This window comes from Pseudomonas sp. B2M1-30 (assembly GCF_025447575.1).
Taxonomy (GTDB): Bacteria; Pseudomonadota; Gammaproteobacteria; order Pseudomonadales; family Pseudomonadaceae; genus Aquipseudomonas; species Aquipseudomonas botevensis.
On the sequence record NZ_JAOEJT010000011.1, the window covers coordinates 213,400 to 229,953 of the forward strand.

At 60.6% G+C, this 16,554-nt stretch carries 16 protein-coding genes and 4 tRNA genes; 14 read left to right on the forward strand and 6 right to left on the reverse strand.

Features of this window, described 5'->3' with window-relative positions; all coding sequences use genetic code 11:
- Positions 1–90: 90 nt before the first annotated feature.
- The gene (locus tag N8H74_RS21200; protein ID WP_262150008.1) at positions 91–633 is read right to left on the reverse strand and encodes a TetR/AcrR family transcriptional regulator; all 543 of its coding nucleotides are present in this window, start codon (positions 631–633) and stop codon (positions 91–93) included.
- A 91-nt stretch (positions 634–724) separates the two neighbouring features.
- On the opposite strand from N8H74_RS21200, the gene N8H74_RS21205 reads away from it, so the two are divergent.
- The 4 genes from N8H74_RS21205 (at position 725) to N8H74_RS21220 (ending at position 5,510) form a co-directional block, all read left to right on the forward strand.
- Complete coding sequence (locus N8H74_RS21205; RefSeq protein WP_262150011.1) at positions 725–1,912, forward strand: MFS transporter; 1,188 nt, start codon at positions 725–727, stop codon at positions 1,910–1,912.
- Between the two features lie 51 nt (positions 1,913–1,963).
- Complete coding sequence (locus N8H74_RS21210; RefSeq protein WP_217832062.1) at positions 1,964–2,275, forward strand: cupin domain-containing protein; 312 nt, start codon at positions 1,964–1,966, stop codon at positions 2,273–2,275.
- Positions 2,276–2,380: 105 nt separating this feature from the next.
- Positions 2,381–3,532: a TDT family transporter gene (locus N8H74_RS21215; protein ID WP_262150014.1), complete on the forward strand. Its 1,152-nt coding sequence runs from the start codon at positions 2,381–2,383 to the stop codon at positions 3,530–3,532.
- A gap of 103 nt (positions 3,533–3,635) precedes the next feature.
- Positions 3,636–5,510 carry an MFS transporter gene (locus N8H74_RS21220; protein ID WP_262150016.1) on the forward strand — a complete coding sequence of 625 codons (1,875 nt, stop codon included), beginning with the start codon at positions 3,636–3,638 and terminating at the stop codon, positions 5,508–5,510.
- Positions 5,511–5,573: 63 nt separating this feature from the next.
- On the opposite strand, the gene sugE is transcribed toward N8H74_RS21220, so the two are convergent.
- The 3 genes from sugE to rdgC all read right to left on the reverse strand — a co-directional run bounded on the left by sugE (position 5,574) and on the right by rdgC (position 8,033).
- The gene (sugE, locus tag N8H74_RS21225; RefSeq protein ID WP_217832057.1) at positions 5,574–5,891 is read right to left on the reverse strand and encodes a quaternary ammonium compound efflux SMR transporter SugE; all 318 of its coding nucleotides are present in this window, start codon (positions 5,889–5,891) and stop codon (positions 5,574–5,576) included.
- Between the two features lie 115 nt (positions 5,892–6,006).
- A complete protein-coding gene (locus tag N8H74_RS21230; RefSeq protein ID WP_217832056.1) occupies positions 6,007–6,972 on the reverse strand; it encodes a bile acid:sodium symporter family protein in 966 nt (321 codons plus the stop codon).
- A gap of 140 nt (positions 6,973–7,112) precedes the next feature.
- Positions 7,113–8,033, reverse strand: a complete 921-nt coding sequence (gene rdgC, locus N8H74_RS21235) for a recombination-associated protein RdgC (RefSeq protein WP_217832055.1) — start codon at positions 8,031–8,033, stop codon at positions 7,113–7,115.
- Positions 8,034–8,192: 159 nt separating this feature from the next.
- On the opposite strand from rdgC, the gene N8H74_RS21240 reads away from it, so the two are divergent.
- The 4 genes from N8H74_RS21240 to N8H74_RS21255 all read left to right on the forward strand — a co-directional run bounded on the left by N8H74_RS21240 (position 8,193) and on the right by N8H74_RS21255 (position 8,732).
- Positions 8,193–8,268: transfer RNA gene (locus tag N8H74_RS21240), tRNA-Val, on the forward strand.
- 19 nt (positions 8,269–8,287) lie between these two features.
- A tRNA-Asp gene (locus N8H74_RS21245) sits at positions 8,288–8,364 on the forward strand.
- A gap of 196 nt (positions 8,365–8,560) precedes the next feature.
- Positions 8,561–8,636: transfer RNA gene (locus N8H74_RS21250), tRNA-Val, on the forward strand.
- A gap of 19 nt (positions 8,637–8,655) precedes the next feature.
- A tRNA-Asp gene (locus N8H74_RS21255) sits at positions 8,656–8,732 on the forward strand.
- Positions 8,733–8,875: 143 nt separating this feature from the next.
- On the opposite strand, the gene N8H74_RS21260 is transcribed toward N8H74_RS21255, so the two are convergent.
- Together N8H74_RS21260 and N8H74_RS21265 are read right to left on the reverse strand one after the other, a co-directional pair.
- Entirely contained in the window at positions 8,876–10,042 is a 1,167-nt protein-coding gene (locus tag N8H74_RS21260; RefSeq protein WP_262150019.1) for a catalase family protein, read from the reverse strand.
- Positions 10,039–11,850: a cytochrome c gene (locus tag N8H74_RS21265; protein ID WP_262150021.1), complete on the reverse strand. Its 1,812-nt coding sequence runs from the start codon at positions 11,848–11,850 to the stop codon at positions 10,039–10,041. The genes N8H74_RS21260 and N8H74_RS21265 overlap by 4 nt, the downstream gene beginning before the upstream one ends.
- Positions 11,851–12,119: 269 nt before the next feature.
- On the opposite strand from N8H74_RS21265, the gene N8H74_RS21270 reads away from it, so the two are divergent.
- The 6 genes from N8H74_RS21270 to N8H74_RS21295 form a co-directional block, all read left to right on the forward strand.
- Complete coding sequence (locus N8H74_RS21270; protein WP_007950433.1) at positions 12,120–12,836, forward strand: FKBP-type peptidyl-prolyl cis-trans isomerase; 717 nt, start codon at positions 12,120–12,122, stop codon at positions 12,834–12,836.
- A gap of 294 nt (positions 12,837–13,130) precedes the next feature.
- On the forward strand, positions 13,131–13,586 hold the full coding sequence (locus N8H74_RS21275) for a YkvA family protein (protein WP_262150024.1): 456 nt from the start codon (positions 13,131–13,133) through the stop codon (positions 13,584–13,586).
- A 114-nt stretch (positions 13,587–13,700) separates the two neighbouring features.
- Positions 13,701–14,042: a helix-turn-helix transcriptional regulator gene (locus N8H74_RS21280; protein ID WP_217832051.1), complete on the forward strand. Its 342-nt coding sequence runs from the start codon at positions 13,701–13,703 to the stop codon at positions 14,040–14,042.
- The gene (locus N8H74_RS21285) at positions 14,039–14,410 is read left to right on the forward strand and encodes a hypothetical protein (RefSeq protein ID WP_003223109.1); all 372 of its coding nucleotides are present in this window, start codon (positions 14,039–14,041) and stop codon (positions 14,408–14,410) included. Before N8H74_RS21280 ends, N8H74_RS21285 begins: the two co-directional genes overlap by 4 nt.
- Positions 14,411–14,818: a sel1 repeat family protein gene (locus tag N8H74_RS21290; RefSeq protein ID WP_262150026.1), complete on the forward strand. Its 408-nt coding sequence runs from the start codon at positions 14,411–14,413 to the stop codon at positions 14,816–14,818.
- A 226-nt stretch (positions 14,819–15,044) separates the two neighbouring features.
- The coding region (locus N8H74_RS21295; RefSeq protein ID WP_262150028.1) for a DUF6531 domain-containing protein at positions 15,045–16,554 on the forward strand (1,510 nt) is incomplete at its 3' end.

Here is a 16,554-nt window from a genome sequence, read left to right on the forward strand (position 1 = left end):
GTCTCGCATGCGCAGGGCGGTTAGTCAGTGTCGACCAAGGTCGTGGCGTGGCGGGGTGTCGCAGGTGCGGAACCGGGTGGTTCTCTGGCGTCAGTCCTGTTTCAACGCGATGTCGATCAACCGGTGCAGTTCCTCGATCTCCAGCGGCGTCGCCGCGAACAAAATGCGGAAGACTGTTGGTGACACCACCAGATTGATCAGGTGATCCACCGTCGGCGGCGACTGATCGGGGAAGCGGTCAACGATGGTCTGCAACTGGTCGGCAATGATCGCGATGCAGAATCCCGGTGTCGCGCTGGCCTGCACATCGCGCATGACATTGCGCCCGGGCTCGGAGCTCATTTCGTCCAGATACTGTTCGGCCCAGGCGCGGATATCGCCGCGCAGGCTGCCGGTTTCTAGCGGGTCGCTTTCAGGACGCAAGCGGGCGAGGGCGACATCGGCGAGCAGGGCGGCCAGGTCGCCCCAGCGCCGGTAAATGGTCGACGGTGTGACCCCGGCGCGAGCGGCGATTTGCGGGACGGTCACGCTCGAGCGCTCCTGCTCTTCGAGGAGTGCGCGCACGGCGTTGTGAATGGATTCCTGCACCCGGGCGCTACGCCCGCCCGGACGGCTGCTTTCTTTAATAGTCATGGGCCAGACCTTAACACAAAGAATTTGCTTTAAGCGCAAGCCGAGCGCACACTCGGCAAAAGCAAAAAATTAGCTTTTGTGGAGAGTGCCCATGACCAGCCTTGCTTCCAACCGCTCCAGCCTGTGGTTTCTGGCGATCACTTTGTTGAGTTTTCTCGCCGCTTCCACGGCGCCAACGCCGTTGTATCACCTGTATCAGGATCAACTGCACTTTTCGGCGGCCGTGCTGACCCTGATCTTCGGCGTCTACGCCCTCAGTCTGCTGGCCGCGCTGCTGACGGTCGGCTCACTGTCGGATCATCTGGGCCGCAAACCGGTGATTTTCACCGCCGTGGTGCTGAATGCACTGGCGATGTTGCTGTTCATCTATGCCGACAGCGTGAGCTGGTTGATCGGCGCGCGGGTGTTGCAAGGCTTTGCCACCGGCATGGCCACCGCTGTGTTGAGCGCAACCCTGCTCGACACCGATCGCCAGCAGGGGCCGCTGGTCAACAGCGTGGCGCCGCTGCTGGGCATGGCGCTGGGTGCGATGGGTTGTGGGGTGCTGGCGGAATTCGCTCCGGCGCCGCTGCAATTGACCTATTGGTTGCTGCTCGCGCTGTTTGTGGTGCAGGCGCTGTACGTCTGGCGGCTGCCGGAAAGCGTCACGCCGCAAGCCGGCGCCTGGGCTTCGCTGCGACCGACCCTGCATGTCCCGGTGCAAGCTCGCTCGACCCTGTGGCGCGTGCTGCCGCTGAACACCGCGACCTGGGCGCTCGGTGGTTTTTACGCATCGCTGGCGCCGTCATTGGTGCGCAGCGCGACCGGTTCGACTTCCAATCTGATTGGCGGCGCCACCGTAGCGGCATTGACCGTGACCGGCGCGCTGATGATTTTCACCCTGCGCAATCGCCTGGCGTCTCGAGCGCTGCAACTGGGGGCGAGCCTGTTGCCGGCCGGTATCGTCTTGACTCTGCTGGGCGTACACAGCGCCAGCCTGTCGCTGTTTTTCTTCGGTACGCTGGTGGCCGGTTGTGGTTTCGGCTCCGGGTTTCTCGGTGCGGTACGCAGCCTAGTGCCGCTGGCGTTGCCCCATGAGCGCGCCGGGCTGATGTCGGCGTTTTACGTGCTGAGTTACCTGGCGTTCTGCCTGCCGGCGCTGCTGGCCGGGCACTTCACTCACAGCCTGGGGCTGCTCGCCACTACCGATGTCTACGGCGTGGTGCTGATCGTTCTGGCCGTTGGCGCGTTGCTGATGAGTTTTCGCGCGACAGCTGCCAAGACGTGCAGCGCTCCATAAGCCTGGCGGATTCGGTTAGTCTGGCTGGCTCTGCTTCTCAAGGATCGATCCATGAAGATTATCCGCAGCAAGACCTTCACCGCCGAGCGTGCCTGGGGCGCGCTCGACATTGCCAACATGAACGGCATCACCACGCGCCTGCACTGGACCGATCAGCCGTACAAATGGCACGTCAACGACGGCGAGGAAGTGTTCGTCGTGCTCGATGGCCGCGTGCAGATGCGCTATCGCGAAAACGGTGAAGAGCAGCAGACGCTGCTGGAAGTCGGCGACATCTTTTATGCCTCGGTCGGCACCGAGCATGTCGCCCATCCGCAAGGCGCGGCGCGGATACTGGTGATCGAGACGCAAGGCAGCGTCTGACTGCATATCTGTAAAACAGATAACAGTTAGAGAAATTACCCGTTATATAGATATTCGATTCAAATCTACCATGGACTCAACCTCAACGGAGGACAGGAGTTCATGATGATTTGCACCCACACCGCCAAGCCAGGCTACAAGCCCTTCAATCACCTTCAACATCCCCGTGAAGTGATCCGCCAGTTCACCCCGAACTGGTTTGCCGCGACCATGGGCACCGGTGTGCTGGCCCTGGCGCTGGCGCAATTGCCGGTCGCCATTCCCGGTCTGCACGCCGTGGCCGAAGGGTTGTGGCTGTTCAACATTCTGTTGTTCACGCTGTTTACCGCAGCCTACACCGCGCGCTGGATTCTGTTTTTCGACGAGGCGCGGCGGATTTTCGGGCATTCCACGGTCTCGATGTTCTTCGGCACCATCCCCATGGGGCTGGCGACGATCATCAACGGGTTGCTGGTGTTCGGCCTGCCACGCTGGGGCGACGGCATGATTCAACTCGCCGAGGTCCTTTGGTGGCTGGACGTGGCGATGTCGCTGGCCTGCGGCGTGCTGATTCCCTACATGATGTTCACTCGCCAGGAACACAGCATCGATCAGATGACCGCTGTCTGGTTGCTGCCAGTGGTGGCGGCGGAAGTGGCGGCGGCCAGCGGTGGTCTGCTCGCACCGCATCTGGCCGATGCGCACGCGCAGATGGTGGTGCTGGTGACCAGTTACGTACTTTGGGCCTTTTCCGTGCCGGTAGCGTTCAGCATCCTGACCATTCTGATGCTGCGCATGGCCCTGCATAAACTGCCTCATGAAAACATGGCCGCGTCGAGCTGGCTGGCCCTCGGTCCGATCGGCACCGGCGCTCTGGGCATGCTGGTGCTGGGTGCTGATGCACCGGCGATCTTTGCCGCCAACGGCTTGCCGGGCATCGGTGAAATCGCCTCGGGCCTGGGGCTGATCGCCGGTATTACGCTGTGGGGCTTCGGCCTGTGGTGGATGCTGACTGCGCTGCTGATCACCGCGCGTTACCTGCGTGACGGCATCCCGTTCAATCTTGGCTGGTGGGGTTTTACTTTCCCGTTGGGCGTGTATTCGCTGACCACCCTGAAGCTCGCCAGCACCCTGAATCTGAGCTTTTTCAGCGTGACCGGTTGTGTGTTGGTGGCGTTGCTGGCGGCGATGTGGCTGATTGTCGGCAAGCGCACGCTGCAAGGGGCATGGCGCGGCGAGTTGTTTGTTTCACCGTGTATTGCAGGTTTGAAGAAATAACCTGAAAAGATTAGGTAAGGTGTGGCCTGGATCGCGGTTCGAGATTCCAATAACAACAATCCAGGCCTCTCTCTACCTTCGCAAAATCAGGGACACACGGAAGATGAGTCACCCCTCACAGTTCAACCTGCTTCGCACCCGGCGTTTCCTGCCGTTCTTCATCACGCAGTCGCTTGGCGCGTTCAATGACAACGTGTTCAAGCAGTCGCTGATCCTCGCGATTCTTTATCGCCTGACCATCGAGGGCGACCGCTCGATCTGGGTCAACCTGTGTGCGTTGCTGTTTATCCTGCCGTTCTTCCTGTTTTCGGCGCTGGCCGGGCAGTTCGGGGAAAAGTACGCCAAGGACGCGTTGATCCGTGTGATCAAACTCGCGGAAATCGCCATCATGGCTGTGGGATCGGTCGGTTTCCTGTTCGATCACCTGTCGCTGATGCTGGTGGCCCTGTTCGCCATGGGCACGCACTCGGCGCTGTTCGGGCCGGTGAAGTATTCGATCCTGCCGCAAGCCTTGCACGAGGACGAACTGGTCGGCGGCAACGGGCTGGTCGAGATGGGCACGTTCCTGGCGATCCTGGCCGGCACCATCGGCGCCGGGGTCATGATGTCGTCGGCGCATTACGCGCCGGTGGTGTCGAGTGCGATTGTCGGCATCGCGGTATTGGGTTATCTGGCAAGCCGCAGCATTCCCCGTGCCGCTGCTGCGTCACCGCAAATGCGCCTGAACTGGAACATCTTCAGCCAGTCCTGGGCCACGTTGAAGCTGGGTCTGGGGCAGACGCCGGCGGTGTCGCGCTCGATTGTCGGCAACTCGTGGTTCTGGTTCGTCGGGGCGATTTATCTGACGCAGATCCCGGCCTACGCCAAGGAGTGGATGCACGGTGACGAAACCGTGGTCACCCTGATTCTCACCGTGTTCTCGGTGGGTATCGCCCTCGGTTCGATGCTTTGCGAGCGGCTCTCGGGACGCAAGGTCGAGATCGGCCTGGTGCCATTTGGCTCGTTCGGTCTGACCGTGTTCGGCCTGCTGCTGTGGTGGCACTCCGGTGGAATTCCTGAAAGCGTCACCGGCCATAGCTGGATTGAAGTGCTGACGTTCGGTCATGCCTGGGCGGTGTTGATCGATGTGCTCGGCCTAGGGGTTTTCGGTGGCTTCTATATCGTGCCGCTGTACGCCTTGATCCAGTCGCGCACCGCCGAGAACGAGCGGGCGCGGGTGATTGCCGCCAACAATATTCTCAACGCGCTGTTCATGGTGGTTTCGGCCATCGTGACCATCGTTCTGCTGAGCATCGCCAAGCTGTCGATTCCGCAGCTGTTCCTCGTGGTGTCGCTGCTGAACATCGGCGTCAACGCCTACATCTTCAAGATCGTCCCCGAGTTCAGCATGCGTTTCATGATCTGGCTGCTCAGCCATTCCATGTACCGCGTCGAGCACCGCAATCTGGAGGCGATCCCCGATGAAGGCGCGGCGTTGCTGGTGTGCAACCACGTTTCGTTCGTCGATGCCTTGCTGATTGGCGGCGCGGTGCGTCGGCCGATTCGCTTTGTCATGTACTACAAGATCTACAACCTGCCGATACTGAACTTTATCTTCCGCACGGCGGGGACGATTCCGATTGCCGGACGCCAGGAAGACATCCAGATCTACGAAAAGGCCTTCACCCGGATCGCTCAATATCTGAAGGACGGCGAACTGGTGTGCATCTTCCCGGAAGGCAAATTGACCGCCGACGGCGAGATCAACGAGTTTAAGGGCGGATTGACGCGGATTCTCGAAGAGACGCCGGTGCCGGTGATTCCGCTGGCGTTGCAGGGTTTGTGGGGGAGTTTCTTCAGTCGCGATCCGAACAAGGGCTTGTTCCGACGCTTGTGGTCGCGGGTGACGCTGGTGGCGGGTTCGGCGGTGGCTGTCGAGGCGGCGGAGCCGGCGAAGTTGCAGGGCCTGGTTGGGGAGTTGCGCGGGACCGTTCGGTAGTCGGTGACGATCCTTCGCGGGCAAGCCCGCTCTTACAATGGGAGCGGGCTTGTCGGGGAGGGGTCAGGCGGCGCTGACTTTCAGTCCGATCAAACCGGTCACGATCAGCGCGACGCTGGCCAGGCGAATCAATGCCATCGATTCGCCAAACAGCATGATCCCGGCTATCACCGTGCCCACGGCACCGACCCCGGTCCAGATGGCGTAAGCCGTGCCCAAAGGCAATTCCTTCATCGCCAGCCCCAGCAGGCCAAGGCTGATCGCCATGGCTGCGACGGTGAGGGCGGTGGGGAGTGGGCGGCTGAAGCCATCGGTGTATTTCAGGCCGACGGCCCAGCCGACTTCGAAGAGACCGGCAAAAAACAGAATGATCCAGGACATGAAAGACCTCCATCAATGACGGGGTCGTCCCCAGGATAATGACTCGATCGAGCCGCAGGGTCGTCCCCGCGTGGCGCCCATACTACCGAAAAATCATCCCGGGGACGTTGCGGGCTCAGTCGGCAACCCGTTGCGCCAGCTCCTCGCGATCCTGCTTTTCACTCATGCGCCGGAAGTACGTCGAGAGCAGTGCGCCGGAAATGTTGTGCCAGACACTGAACAGCGCGCTCGGCACCGCCGCCAGCGGCGAGAAGTGCGCGCTCGCCAGCGCGGCGCCGAGCCCGGAGTTCTGCATGCCGACTTCCAGTGCCAGCGATTTGCGTTGCGCCAATGGCAACCCGAACAGGCGCCCTGTGAAGTAGCCCAGCAAGTAGCCGAAGCTGTTGTGCAACATCACCACGGCCATGATCAGCAGGCCGGACTCGGCGATTTTCGCCTGGCTGGCGGCAACCACGGCCGCCACGATAATCACGATGCTGATCACCGATACCAGCGGCAACACGTCCACCGCATGCCGGACCTTGTCGCCCAGCAGTCGCTGTGCGACCACGCCAAGGATGATCGGCAGCAGCACCACTTGCAGGATCGACCAGAACAGCTCCATGAACGACACCGGCAACCAGGCCGAAGCCAGCAGCCAGATCAGCGCCGGGGTCAGCAGCGGAGCGAGGAGGGTGGTGACGGCGGCGATGGCCACCGACAGCGCGAGGTCGCCCCGGGCCAGCCAGGTCATGACGTTCGAGGAGGTGCCGCTCGGGCAGCAGCCGACCAGAATCACCCCGACGGCAATTTCCGGTGGCAGATGGAACACCTGGCAGAGCAGCCAGGCCATGCCGGGCATGATCACGAAATGTGCAACCACGCCCAGCGCCACACGCCACGGGTGGCGCGCGACGGCGGCGAAGTCGTCGAGTTTGAGGGTCAGGCCCATGCCGAACATCACCAGGCCGAGCAATGGCACGATGGCGCCCTTGAGGCCGAGGAACCACGCCGGTTGCAGGAACGCAATCACGGCGAAAATCAGAACCCAGTAAGCGAAGGTGTTGCCGACAAAGCGGCTCAGTGCTGCCAGTGCGCGCATGGCCTGATCCTTATTATTGGTCACGCTAAAAAACAAAGTGGGAGCGGGTTTGCCCGCAAAAGCGTCAGGTCTGCCAATACGTTAAATGACACACCGCCTTCGCCAGCAATCCCGCTCCCACTGTCGGACTTCACAAGGGGTTAGATCCCCTGCGGAATTTCTTCACCGCCCAACGCCTCGATCAGCGCTGGCAGGAAATCGCCGAAGGTCAGCATCATCAGGGTGAAGCTGGCGTCCAGTTGGCCGAGGGCCTCGTCGCCGCCGTCCTGTTCCGCCTGATCCTGCAGCAGGTCTTCGAACTTCAGACGCTTGACGGTCATTTTGTCGTCGAGCATGAACGACAGCTTGTCCTGCCAGGCCAGCGACAGTTGCGTGACCACTTTGCCGGTGCTCAGGTGCAGTTGGATTTCTTCGCTGGTCAGGTCCTGACGCTTGCAGCGCACGATTCCGCCGTCTTCGTGGGTATCGCGCAGTTCGCATTCGTCGAGGACGAAGAAGTCCGGTGCGGCTTGCTGGGTGGTGACCCACTCGGTCATCACGGCGGTCGGCGCGGTTTTCACGGTCAGCGGACGAACCGGCAAGGTGCCGATCACTTCACGCAGGGTGGACAGCAGGTCTTCGGCGCGTTTCGGGCTGGCGGAGTTGACCAGGATCAGGCCCTGTTTCGGCGCGATGGCGGCGAAGGTCGACGAGCGACGGATAAAGGCGCGCGGCAGGAAGGCCTGGATGATTTCATCCTTGATCTGATCGCGTTCCTTCTTATAGACCTTGCGCATCTGCTCGGCTTCGATCTCTTCGACCTTTTCCTTGACCGCGTCGCGCACGACGCTGCCCGGCAGAATGCGTTCTTCTTTACGGGCGGACACCAGCAGGAAATCCCCGCTGACGTGTACCAGTGGAGCATCTTCGCCCTTGCCGAACGGCGCGACGAAACCGTAAGTGGTCAACTCCTGGCTTGCACACGGACGCGCCAGTTTGGTGGCCAGTGCAGCTTCCAGCGCCTCGGCATCGACAGGCAGGTCTTGGGTCAGGCGATAGATCAGCAGGTTTTTGAACCACATGGGGTGAGTCTCTCCTTTATACAAAGGGGGGCATTATTGTCCTCGCCGTGTCATAGGCCAACCCTTCTCTAACCCTTTGGAAGGCCTGAGAAAATTAATTAAAAAAGTGCTTGCCAGAGGTTGGGTCGCTCCGTAGAATGCGCGCCACACCGAAGCGAAGGGTGATTAGCTCAGCTGGGAGAGCGTCTGCCTTACAAGCAGAATGTCGGCGGTTCGATCCCGTCATCACCCACCATTCGTTTCAAGTGTTTAGCGCAGCGGTAGTTCAGTCGGTTAGAATACCGGCCTGTCACGCCGGGGGTCGCGGGTTCGAGTCCCGTCCGCTGCGCCATATTCGGTAACCTGGACCACTGAACGCCAGGTCACCATGGAAAACCCGCTGAGGCGGGTTTTTTTCTGTCTCAAGTTTGTACGTTGTTCCGCGGGACGTGTCATTTCACCGGTTTTCAGATTTTTTTGAAAAAAACTTCAATTAAATCAACACTTTACGAAAACTTGTGGCATAATGCGCCCCGTAACGAAGCGAAGGGTGATTAGCTCAGCTGGGAGAGCGTCTGCCTTACAAGCAGAATGTCGGCGGTTCGATCCCGTCATCACCCACCATTCGTTTCAAGTGTTTAGCGCAGCGGTAGTTCAGTCGGTTAGAATACCGGCCTGTCACGCCGGGGGTCGCGGGTTCGAGTCCCGTCCGCTGCGCCATATTCGGTAACCTGGACCACTGAACGCCAGGTCACCCCAGAAAGCCCGCCCAGTGCGGGCTTTTTGCTGTCTGGCGATTGGCTTTTGCCTGGCCGGGCATGAAAAAAGCGACCATCCGGTCGCTTTTTTCGTTTCTGCCGCGGTCACTGGCTGGCGTTACGGCTATGCCGGTAATCGCTTACGGCTTCATATACTGCCTTACGCAGTCGGTTGATCCCGCCGATGGGGCGATGGGCTTCGATGCCGAACCACGGATTGAACGACAGGTTGTCGCATTGCAGGTTCAGCGCCGGGGTGTCGAAGTCCTGCGGTGGCAGGGTGATGCGCGCCACGGTTTCGAACGCGGCATCCTGCTCGCGCCACTCGATGCTGGTGTCTTCGATGGGCATGAATTTGTGCGCATCCTGGCGTTGGATCTGCAACACGAAACACGCCGGTACGCGGTCGGTGGACAATTGCTGGGTCAAGGCGCTGCGCAGGAAGTTCGGCAGATCCTGATTCTGCTTGGGCAGCGCATAGGCCGGGCAGTTGCCCGGATCTGGCGCTACACGGAACTTGGCGTTGGCTTCACCGAACTTGTACGGCGACACCGAAAAGTAAGTCGTCAGCGTCGGGCTGTCCGGGGGCGGGGAGAGCGTCGCCAGGGCGATAAACAGATGGCGCACCTGCCAGGTACGCGGATCCCAGCCCGGGAAAAACGCCATGACCTTTTTTCCGTCCGCCTGCGCCGCCACATTCTGACGATACTCGGCGACATCGCTGACAAAGAAGTTCGGGTGGCTGAACATCACGAAGTCCTGTTCATGCAGACCCTGGCGATCGTCGAGCAGCGATTGGCCCTGCACATCATGCAGTTTGATCGCCATGCCCCGGGCATCGCGCATGCTGTCGAACTGCGGATAGGCGTTGCCGTTGGACAGGCGCATCGTTGCTTGCCAAATCTTCCCTGGTTCGCTGAACACGCCTCGACGCAGCTCCTGAGCCAGATCCGGCAGCACTTGCACCTGGGCTTTCACGCAACCATGGGCCTTGGCATGGGCATCGCGCAGGTAGCGCGTGCTTTCCCGATGTTGATCGACGATGCGCACGGCTGTCTGGATCACATCCTGCGTCATCGCCGCTTCGCCCTCCGGAATCTGTTCCTGCGCCGACACCGGGCCTCTGTGCTGCCAGGCGAACCAGGCCGCCGACAATCCCCAACCGATCAGGCCGATCACCAGCAAAATCAGCAGAGTCTTGCCAAGGAACCGACCTAACCAAGACCAGAAACGCGCGAACATCGATGGCTTCCTGAACGAGTTGATCATCATGGCAGTTGCGCCTCCAGCGGGCCGCCCAGCACTTTCAGGTACTCCAGCAGCGCCCAGCGCTCCTCGGGCTGCAACAGCCGGCCGATGACCCCGTTGCCGCGTTCGCCGGCGCGGAATTCATGGCCGCTGTTGTGGTTGCCAGTTATTCGTGTGTCGAACAGAAAGCCATTGGTGAAGGCTTCGGTGCGATAGCCCAGATGGCGCGGATCGTATTCGAACGTGCCTTTGTAGAAGGTGGTGGCGCGCTCATCCTGCGGTGACAGCAGCTGATAGAGGCTCGGCACCGAGCCGTTGTGCAGAAACGGCGCCGTCGCCCATACGCCGGCCAGCGGACGGGCCTTGTAGGCGACTTTTTCGCGAACACCGATCGGCAGGCCAAAGCCGTCAAGACGGGATTTTTCCTCGGGCGTCTTCACCCCGGCCTCGCGGTAGGCGCGTTCTTCGACAAACGCGGTGACGTAGGCCAGGCCCTTGGCCACCGACAACTGGCTCAGGTCCAGCGGTTCCTTGGGTGTGGGGTGCAACTTCACGTCCATCTGCTCGAGTTCTTTCGGATCCCACTGCAGCGCGGTCAGGTCAAAACGGTGGTTGGCAATGTTATTGGCCGCGCCCGGATCGGTGCCGATGACGTCCACCGGCAACATGTGCAGATGCTGAACCCAGCGTTCGCCCTCCTGGGTTACCCGTGGGACGTGGCAACCGGCGCAGTTTTCGGCAAACAGCGCCCGGCCCTTGGCTGCCAGGGGCTTGTCGACTGTGCCCAGCACATCCTCCGGCCAGGCCGGTGGCTGAAGTTTTTGCAGGGTTTCTTCGATGGTGTGCAGGTCGCGCACGCGGACACTGGACGCATACCGTGCATCGCCTTGCAGCGGCTGACCATTGGCGTCGAAAAAGTTCAGGGTGGCGCCGACGCCCAATGCCTCGCCGATGTTGCGCGCCATCGGCTGCTGGGCCGAGCCGTTCCACTGCACCCAGTCGAACGTCCACATGTCCCACAACTGCGGGTAATCCACCGGGGCGTTCGCCACACGGTAGTTGGCCGGGGAGATGGCGTCACCGAAGGTCGCGTTGGCGATTCGCCCGAAAGCGTCGGTGCGGCCGGGGCCTTCCTCGGTCGGGTAGAGACCGCGATGGGTATCGTTCCAGGCCACCTTGAGGAAGGTGTTCAGCGAAACTTTGAAATCCTTGCGCAGTTGTTCGTGGCGCGCGTCGTACTCATCGCCGAGCACCGTGCGGGCAAAGGACTCGAATTTCCACGGGTTGTAGTAAGTCGATACAAGACTGGCGACCAGCGCCTGTCCGAAACTGCCGCCGCGTAATGTAGGAACACTGGAAGGCAACACATGCTGCGCCGCACCACCGTCAATGCGCACGGCCTGGCCTTTGAAGCGCAATTCGCCGGTGTGGCAGGCGGCGCAAGTGATGTCCAGGTATTGCTCCTGGCTGCCGGGGTTCTGATGACGGGCAAAACCTACCGGCAGATTGCCGGGGTTCTGCGGCGTGGCTTTCTGTTGCGGATCGACCAGAAAGCCGAAGCGTGCGAGGTATTCGGGAGAGGCGAAACGCTGTTTCGAGAATGGCAGCTCCAGGGCCTGGAACCACTCGTAGCGCAAGCCTTTGACCTGGGTGCCTTGCGGCGTGAAGTAGTAGGTCTGGCGCTCGTCATCCGTCCATTGCTTCAGGTAATGCACCTGTTGCACGGGGGTATAGAAGGGTAGTTTGGGATTGGCGACGTAATACAGAACCACCGCGAGGACGAGTCCCAGCAGCACCACGATCAGGGTCAGAGCACGGAATAAGAGGCGCAAGATAAACATCCTTGTCGAGTTATTGCGCTGTTATGCCTGAGGTGGCCGCATGCGGCAAGTGGCCATTACGCCAAGTGTTGTGGGAAGCGGCATCAATCGTTGTCGGAGCAAGATGACAGAAGCTTCATCGTCGGTTTTTCAAAATGCGTTTTAATCCCTGAACTTATCAGCGGTTTCCTGCTCTCATGCCGGTAGCCATTGGTCGTGGCGGCCTGATAAGCTCGCGGCTTTACTCGATTGCCCTTTCGGCGCATGAACAAGGAAATAGCATGAAACAGCATCGGTTGGCGGCGGCGGTTGCCCTGGTTAGCCTGGTCCTCGCGGGTTGCGATTCGCAGACCAGCGTAGAGCTGAAAACCCCGGCGCAAAAAGCTTCCTACGGTATCGGCCTGAACATGGGCAAAAGCCTTGCTCAGGAAGGCATGGATGATCTGGACTCCAAAGCGGTAGCCCAGGGCATCGAAGATGCCGTCGGCAAGAAAGAACAGAAGCTGAAAGACGAAGAACTGGTCGAAGCCTTCGCCGCGCTGCAAAAGCGTGCTGAAGAGCGTATGGCCAAGATGAGCGAAGAGTCGGCAGCCGCCGGCAAGAAATTCCTCGAAGAAAACGGCAAGAAAGCCGGCGTGACCACCACCGCTTCCGGTCTGCAGTACGAAGTGGTCAAGAAAGCCGACGGCCCACAGCCCAAGCCTACCGACGTAGTGACCGTTCACTACACCGGCAAGCTGACCAACGGCACCGTATTCGACAGCTCCGTCGAGCGCGGCAGCCCGATCGATCTGCCGGTCAGCGGTGTGATCCCGGGTTGGGTCGAAGGTCTGCAACTGATGCACGTTGGCGAGAAGTACAAGCTGTACATCCCTAGCGACCTGGCTTACGGCGCACAAAGCCCGAGCCCGGCGATTCCGGCCAACTCGGTTCTGGTTTTCGACCTGGAACTGCTGGCCATCAAGGATCCAGCCAAAGAAGACGCCGCTGCCAAGTAATCGGCACCGGTTTCAACAACAACGCCTCGCTTATGCGGGGCGTTGTTGCATCTGGTCGAAGGCCAGCGTAAACAGAGCGAACCGATGGGCGTCAGGGCAGTCCTAGACTTTGAGGCTGCCCGCACTAGACGCCCCGAGCCGCCAAGTCAATGAAATATTGGGGTTTTTTATGTGAGTAAAAAACGCCCGATCTGAGCGCAGCCCTTATGAAACGGGGCTCTCAGCGCTGAAATGCAGCTCTGTTCACAAGGTTATCCACAATTTGTGTGGATAACATTTCAACGGGAAAAATAGATGAAAGCTCCGTGGAATTTCGCCCGATTCCTTCCCTTGGCCGGACGCCTTCTTGCCCGGGGTCGCTTGCCGACGCTGCTGTTCGCCGTGGCGAGCAAAGGCGCGGCGCAAGGCAATCGACTGGGCAAATTGAAGGATGATCTGCGTTTGCTCCAAGCCTTGTGCCTGGCCTACTGGCGTGGCGAGTACCGGGCGATCAGCCCCAAGGCGATTGTCTCGGTGGTGGCAGGATTGATGTATTTCCTGAGTCCGGTCGATGCGATTCCGGATTTCATTCCCGTTTTCGGCATGCTCGACGACATCGCCGTACTCGCGTGGCTGATGAAAACCCTCGACGATGAGCTCAGCGCATTCCGCATGTGGCGCGATCGACAGTCGCCGGAAAAGCTCAAAGTCGTCGAACGCCTGCCCGATACGCCTGAACAACTTCAACTTCAAGGGCCGAAAAAGTCCTGAATGGCGACAGCCTCTTACACAGATAGATACCCCCCACGACCTTGGCCGCTGTTAGGATTACACTTCTAGGGAAAAGTGCCGACTCGCTAAGTGTTGTTGTCCTACGGGGTAGTCATGGATATTCAGATAATTGCACGCGACGGCGAACCCGAATACGCGGTTCTGCCGTGGGCTCAGTATCAGGCTCTACTGAAAGCAGCAGGCATCAACGAAACACCGTCGCGTCCGGCCGCAGCGCCTGTCGCGGCCACCTCAGACCCGATTCTTCCAGGTCTGGATCAATTACGCAGTTTGCGCGAAGGGAAGGGCATCGCCATCGAGGCGCTGGCCCGCACGGTAGGCATCAGCCCGTCTTACCTGGCCATGATCGAAAGTGGCGAGCGTCAGCCCGACGCCGCGATTCGCCGCAGCCTGGCCTGGGAATTGACGGTGCCAGGGTGGAGGGAACAATCGTGAGCGTACGCATCAGTCGTCAACATTGGGACGGATTGCTGGGGGAGCTTGATCAGGCGCGCAGGCAGCGCCATCTTCTGACTTATCGAGCCTTGCTCGAACGCTTGCAACTGCCGACGCCGGCCATGCAGACCCTGACCGCCGCACTCGAACACCTGGCCGCGCTGGATGCAAAGGCCGAGCAGCCGCTGCGCAGCTCGCTGGTGATCAGTCAGGGGGCCAGTCGTCTGCCACGGACCGGTTTTTTTGAGTGTGTCGAACGCCTGGGGCGGTTTTCCGGGCCATCCGACGGGGTTGCCGCCGCCTCCTGGCACGCCTCGGAAGTGGTGCGGGTATTCGAATACGAATACCCCGAGTCGGCGGAAGCCTGAGTGTTTTTACGACTCAAGGCGCGGGCCGGTTACTGGCTCGCCCGCCGGCTGTTTCACTGGTCGTGGTTTGTCCGTCAGCCGCGTGGCTGGCGATGGCTGGAAGGGCAGTTCGCGCGCATGGCCAATCTCGGTGATGTCGGCGCGCAAGGCTTTTACGGGCACATCCTGACGTTTCGTGGTGTTGGCCTGGGCGCGCGCGAGGAGGGCGTGCGCTTGCTGCGTTTGGCGGCGCTGGCCGGGGATGGCAAGGCGGCGTATCAGGTCGGTGTCATCAGCCTTGCCGGTACGCCGAGTCAGGCGCCGGATCCCGCGCAAGCGCAACGCTGGTGGGAAATGGCCGCCAGGACCGGGCATCCGCTGGCGGAACTCAAGCTGAAAGAGTTGGCGGGCCGGGACCGTTCGCCATAAGCCATTGAAAAGATCCCTGAACGGGGCGTGAGGGAAACCTCCCGCCCCGTTTTTGCATCCGTTGTTTGGCGACTCTGATTCGCAGATTTCTCCTACAGCTCCTGCTTACTTGCCTGACTTCTTTACCGACAGATCCACTGCAAAGTCCTCGCGCCTAATTTCTGTGCGAGGGAACGCTCATGTTTGACCCGGTTTTTCATTTCGCCTTGCGCACGGGAATGCGCTGATGGAAGCCGTCACCCGCATTGAGCAGGAACTCGACAGCTTTCCCGACACCCTCAGCCTCTACCGCGAGCAACTCAAGCACTGGCTCAGCCGCTCGGCCGACCAGATCAGTCATGCCGCCGACCTGCCGTCGCTGATGGGCATGGAGCGGGTCATCCGTTTCGGGGAGACCCGCACAACTGTCAGCAGTGACGACAGCCAATTTTCCTCCGCCGTCATTCAATGCTCGAAAACCGGGCCAATGCTGATCGAAAGCAAGTTCGAATCGGTCTACGACATTCCGCTGGGCGACATCGTTGTCGATGTGGTGACGGTGGGGAGCGGGGAGGTGATGCCGGTCACCCTGGATGCCCAGGGTCAGGGCGTATTTCACGGCAAGGCCGGCGAGTCCTATCGGGTACGGGTGCATGGCGAAGTCAGCACCGGGCAGATGGACGCGCTTTTCGAGTCCTACGATGGCCTGACTCAGCAACTGGATAGCTGGCTGCGCAGCGAGTGGCGGCGCTTCAGGCCGCAGTGGTCGCAGGAGGTCGCGACGGCGGCGGGCAATGGCCTGCTGGCCGGGAGCTGGGCGGCGATCGAGGGCGTTTGGGACAGCATCGGTTTGCTGTCGGAGATTCTTCAGGATCCTGGCAAGTTTGCCGAGCGGCTGGGCGATGCGGCTGCGCAGTTGATCGAGCTGGCGCAAACCGCCCCTGAAATGATGGAAAAGCTTCAATTGCTGGTCAGCGACGAAGCGGCGCTATGCCTGCTATTGCGCACGGCCAGCCTTTGGCTGGAAATGCTGCCGCCCAGCGAAGTCGCCGGGAAAACCGCTGAAGCCGTATCGATGGTGGTGGTGCAACTGCTCATCGATGTGTTGATCGGCGTTGTGCTGACGTTTGTCGGTGCCGGTGCGGGAATCGCTTATCTGACATTGCGTCTGGGGGAGCGCGGCGCCCGGTTACTGTCGGCGGTCAGTCGTCTGGTCAAGGCGATGTTCGGCATCGTCACTACCTTCATCGGTTATGTAAACCAGTACAAAACCGTCGCCGCCCGAGGCATTGCGGCCAGCCTGAAAAAAGGCCACCTGCAACTGCGCTGGGATGCAAAGCGCAACACCTCGCTGAAGAAAGACGAGCCTCACCACGACCAGTCCGAGCAGGCGAAAAACCCCAACGGCGACAGCGCCGATTGCGCCCCGCTGACGTGCACCAACGGTTGCCCGGTGTCGATGGTCACCGGCGAAGAACTGCTGACGTTGACCGACGGCGTACTCGACGGACTGCTGCCGTTCGAATTCACCCGTCTGTACCGCACCAGCGCCGCCGAAATCGATATCGGCCTCGGCCATGGCTGGAGCCATTCGCTGGCCCATCGGCTGGCGATCGAGGGCGACGGCGTGGTCTGGATCGACCACGAAAACCGGCGCACGCGGTTTCCGCTGCCGAGTGTCGAGCGCCCGGCGATTCACAACAGTCTGTCGCGGGCGGCGATTTTTCTCGGGGATGAAGCGGAGGAATTGATCCTCG

What these genes read in the sequence shown, in the direction of transcription:
- N8H74_RS21200 (WP_262150008.1), bottom strand. Translation starts at nt 633, where the DNA reads ATGACTATTAAAGAAAGCAGCCGTCCGGGCGGGCGTAGCGCCCGGGTG.
- N8H74_RS21205 (WP_262150011.1), top strand. Translation starts at nt 725, where the DNA reads ATGACCAGCCTTGCTTCCAACCGCTCCAGCCTGTGGTTTCTGGCGATC.
- N8H74_RS21210 (WP_217832062.1), top strand. Translation starts at nt 1,964, where the DNA reads ATGAAGATTATCCGCAGCAAGACCTTCACCGCCGAGCGTGCCTGGGGC.
- N8H74_RS21215 (WP_262150014.1), top strand. Translation starts at nt 2,381, where the DNA reads ATGATTTGCACCCACACCGCCAAGCCAGGCTACAAGCCCTTCAATCAC.
- N8H74_RS21220 (WP_262150016.1), top strand. Translation starts at nt 3,636, where the DNA reads ATGAGTCACCCCTCACAGTTCAACCTGCTTCGCACCCGGCGTTTCCTG.
- sugE (WP_217832057.1), bottom strand. Translation starts at nt 5,891, where the DNA reads ATGTCCTGGATCATTCTGTTTTTTGCCGGTCTCTTCGAAGTCGGCTGG.
- N8H74_RS21230 (WP_217832056.1), bottom strand. Translation starts at nt 6,972, where the DNA reads ATGCGCGCACTGGCAGCACTGAGCCGCTTTGTCGGCAACACCTTCGCT.
- rdgC (WP_217832055.1), bottom strand. Translation starts at nt 8,033, where the DNA reads ATGTGGTTCAAAAACCTGCTGATCTATCGCCTGACCCAAGACCTGCCT.
- N8H74_RS21260 (WP_262150019.1), bottom strand. Translation starts at nt 10,042, where the DNA reads ATGATGATCAACTCGTTCAGGAAGCCATCGATGTTCGCGCGTTTCTGG.
- N8H74_RS21270 (WP_007950433.1), top strand. Translation starts at nt 12,120, where the DNA reads ATGAAACAGCATCGGTTGGCGGCGGCGGTTGCCCTGGTTAGCCTGGTC.
- N8H74_RS21275 (WP_262150024.1), top strand. Translation starts at nt 13,131, where the DNA reads ATGAAAGCTCCGTGGAATTTCGCCCGATTCCTTCCCTTGGCCGGACGC.
- N8H74_RS21280 (WP_217832051.1), top strand. Translation starts at nt 13,701, where the DNA reads ATGGATATTCAGATAATTGCACGCGACGGCGAACCCGAATACGCGGTT.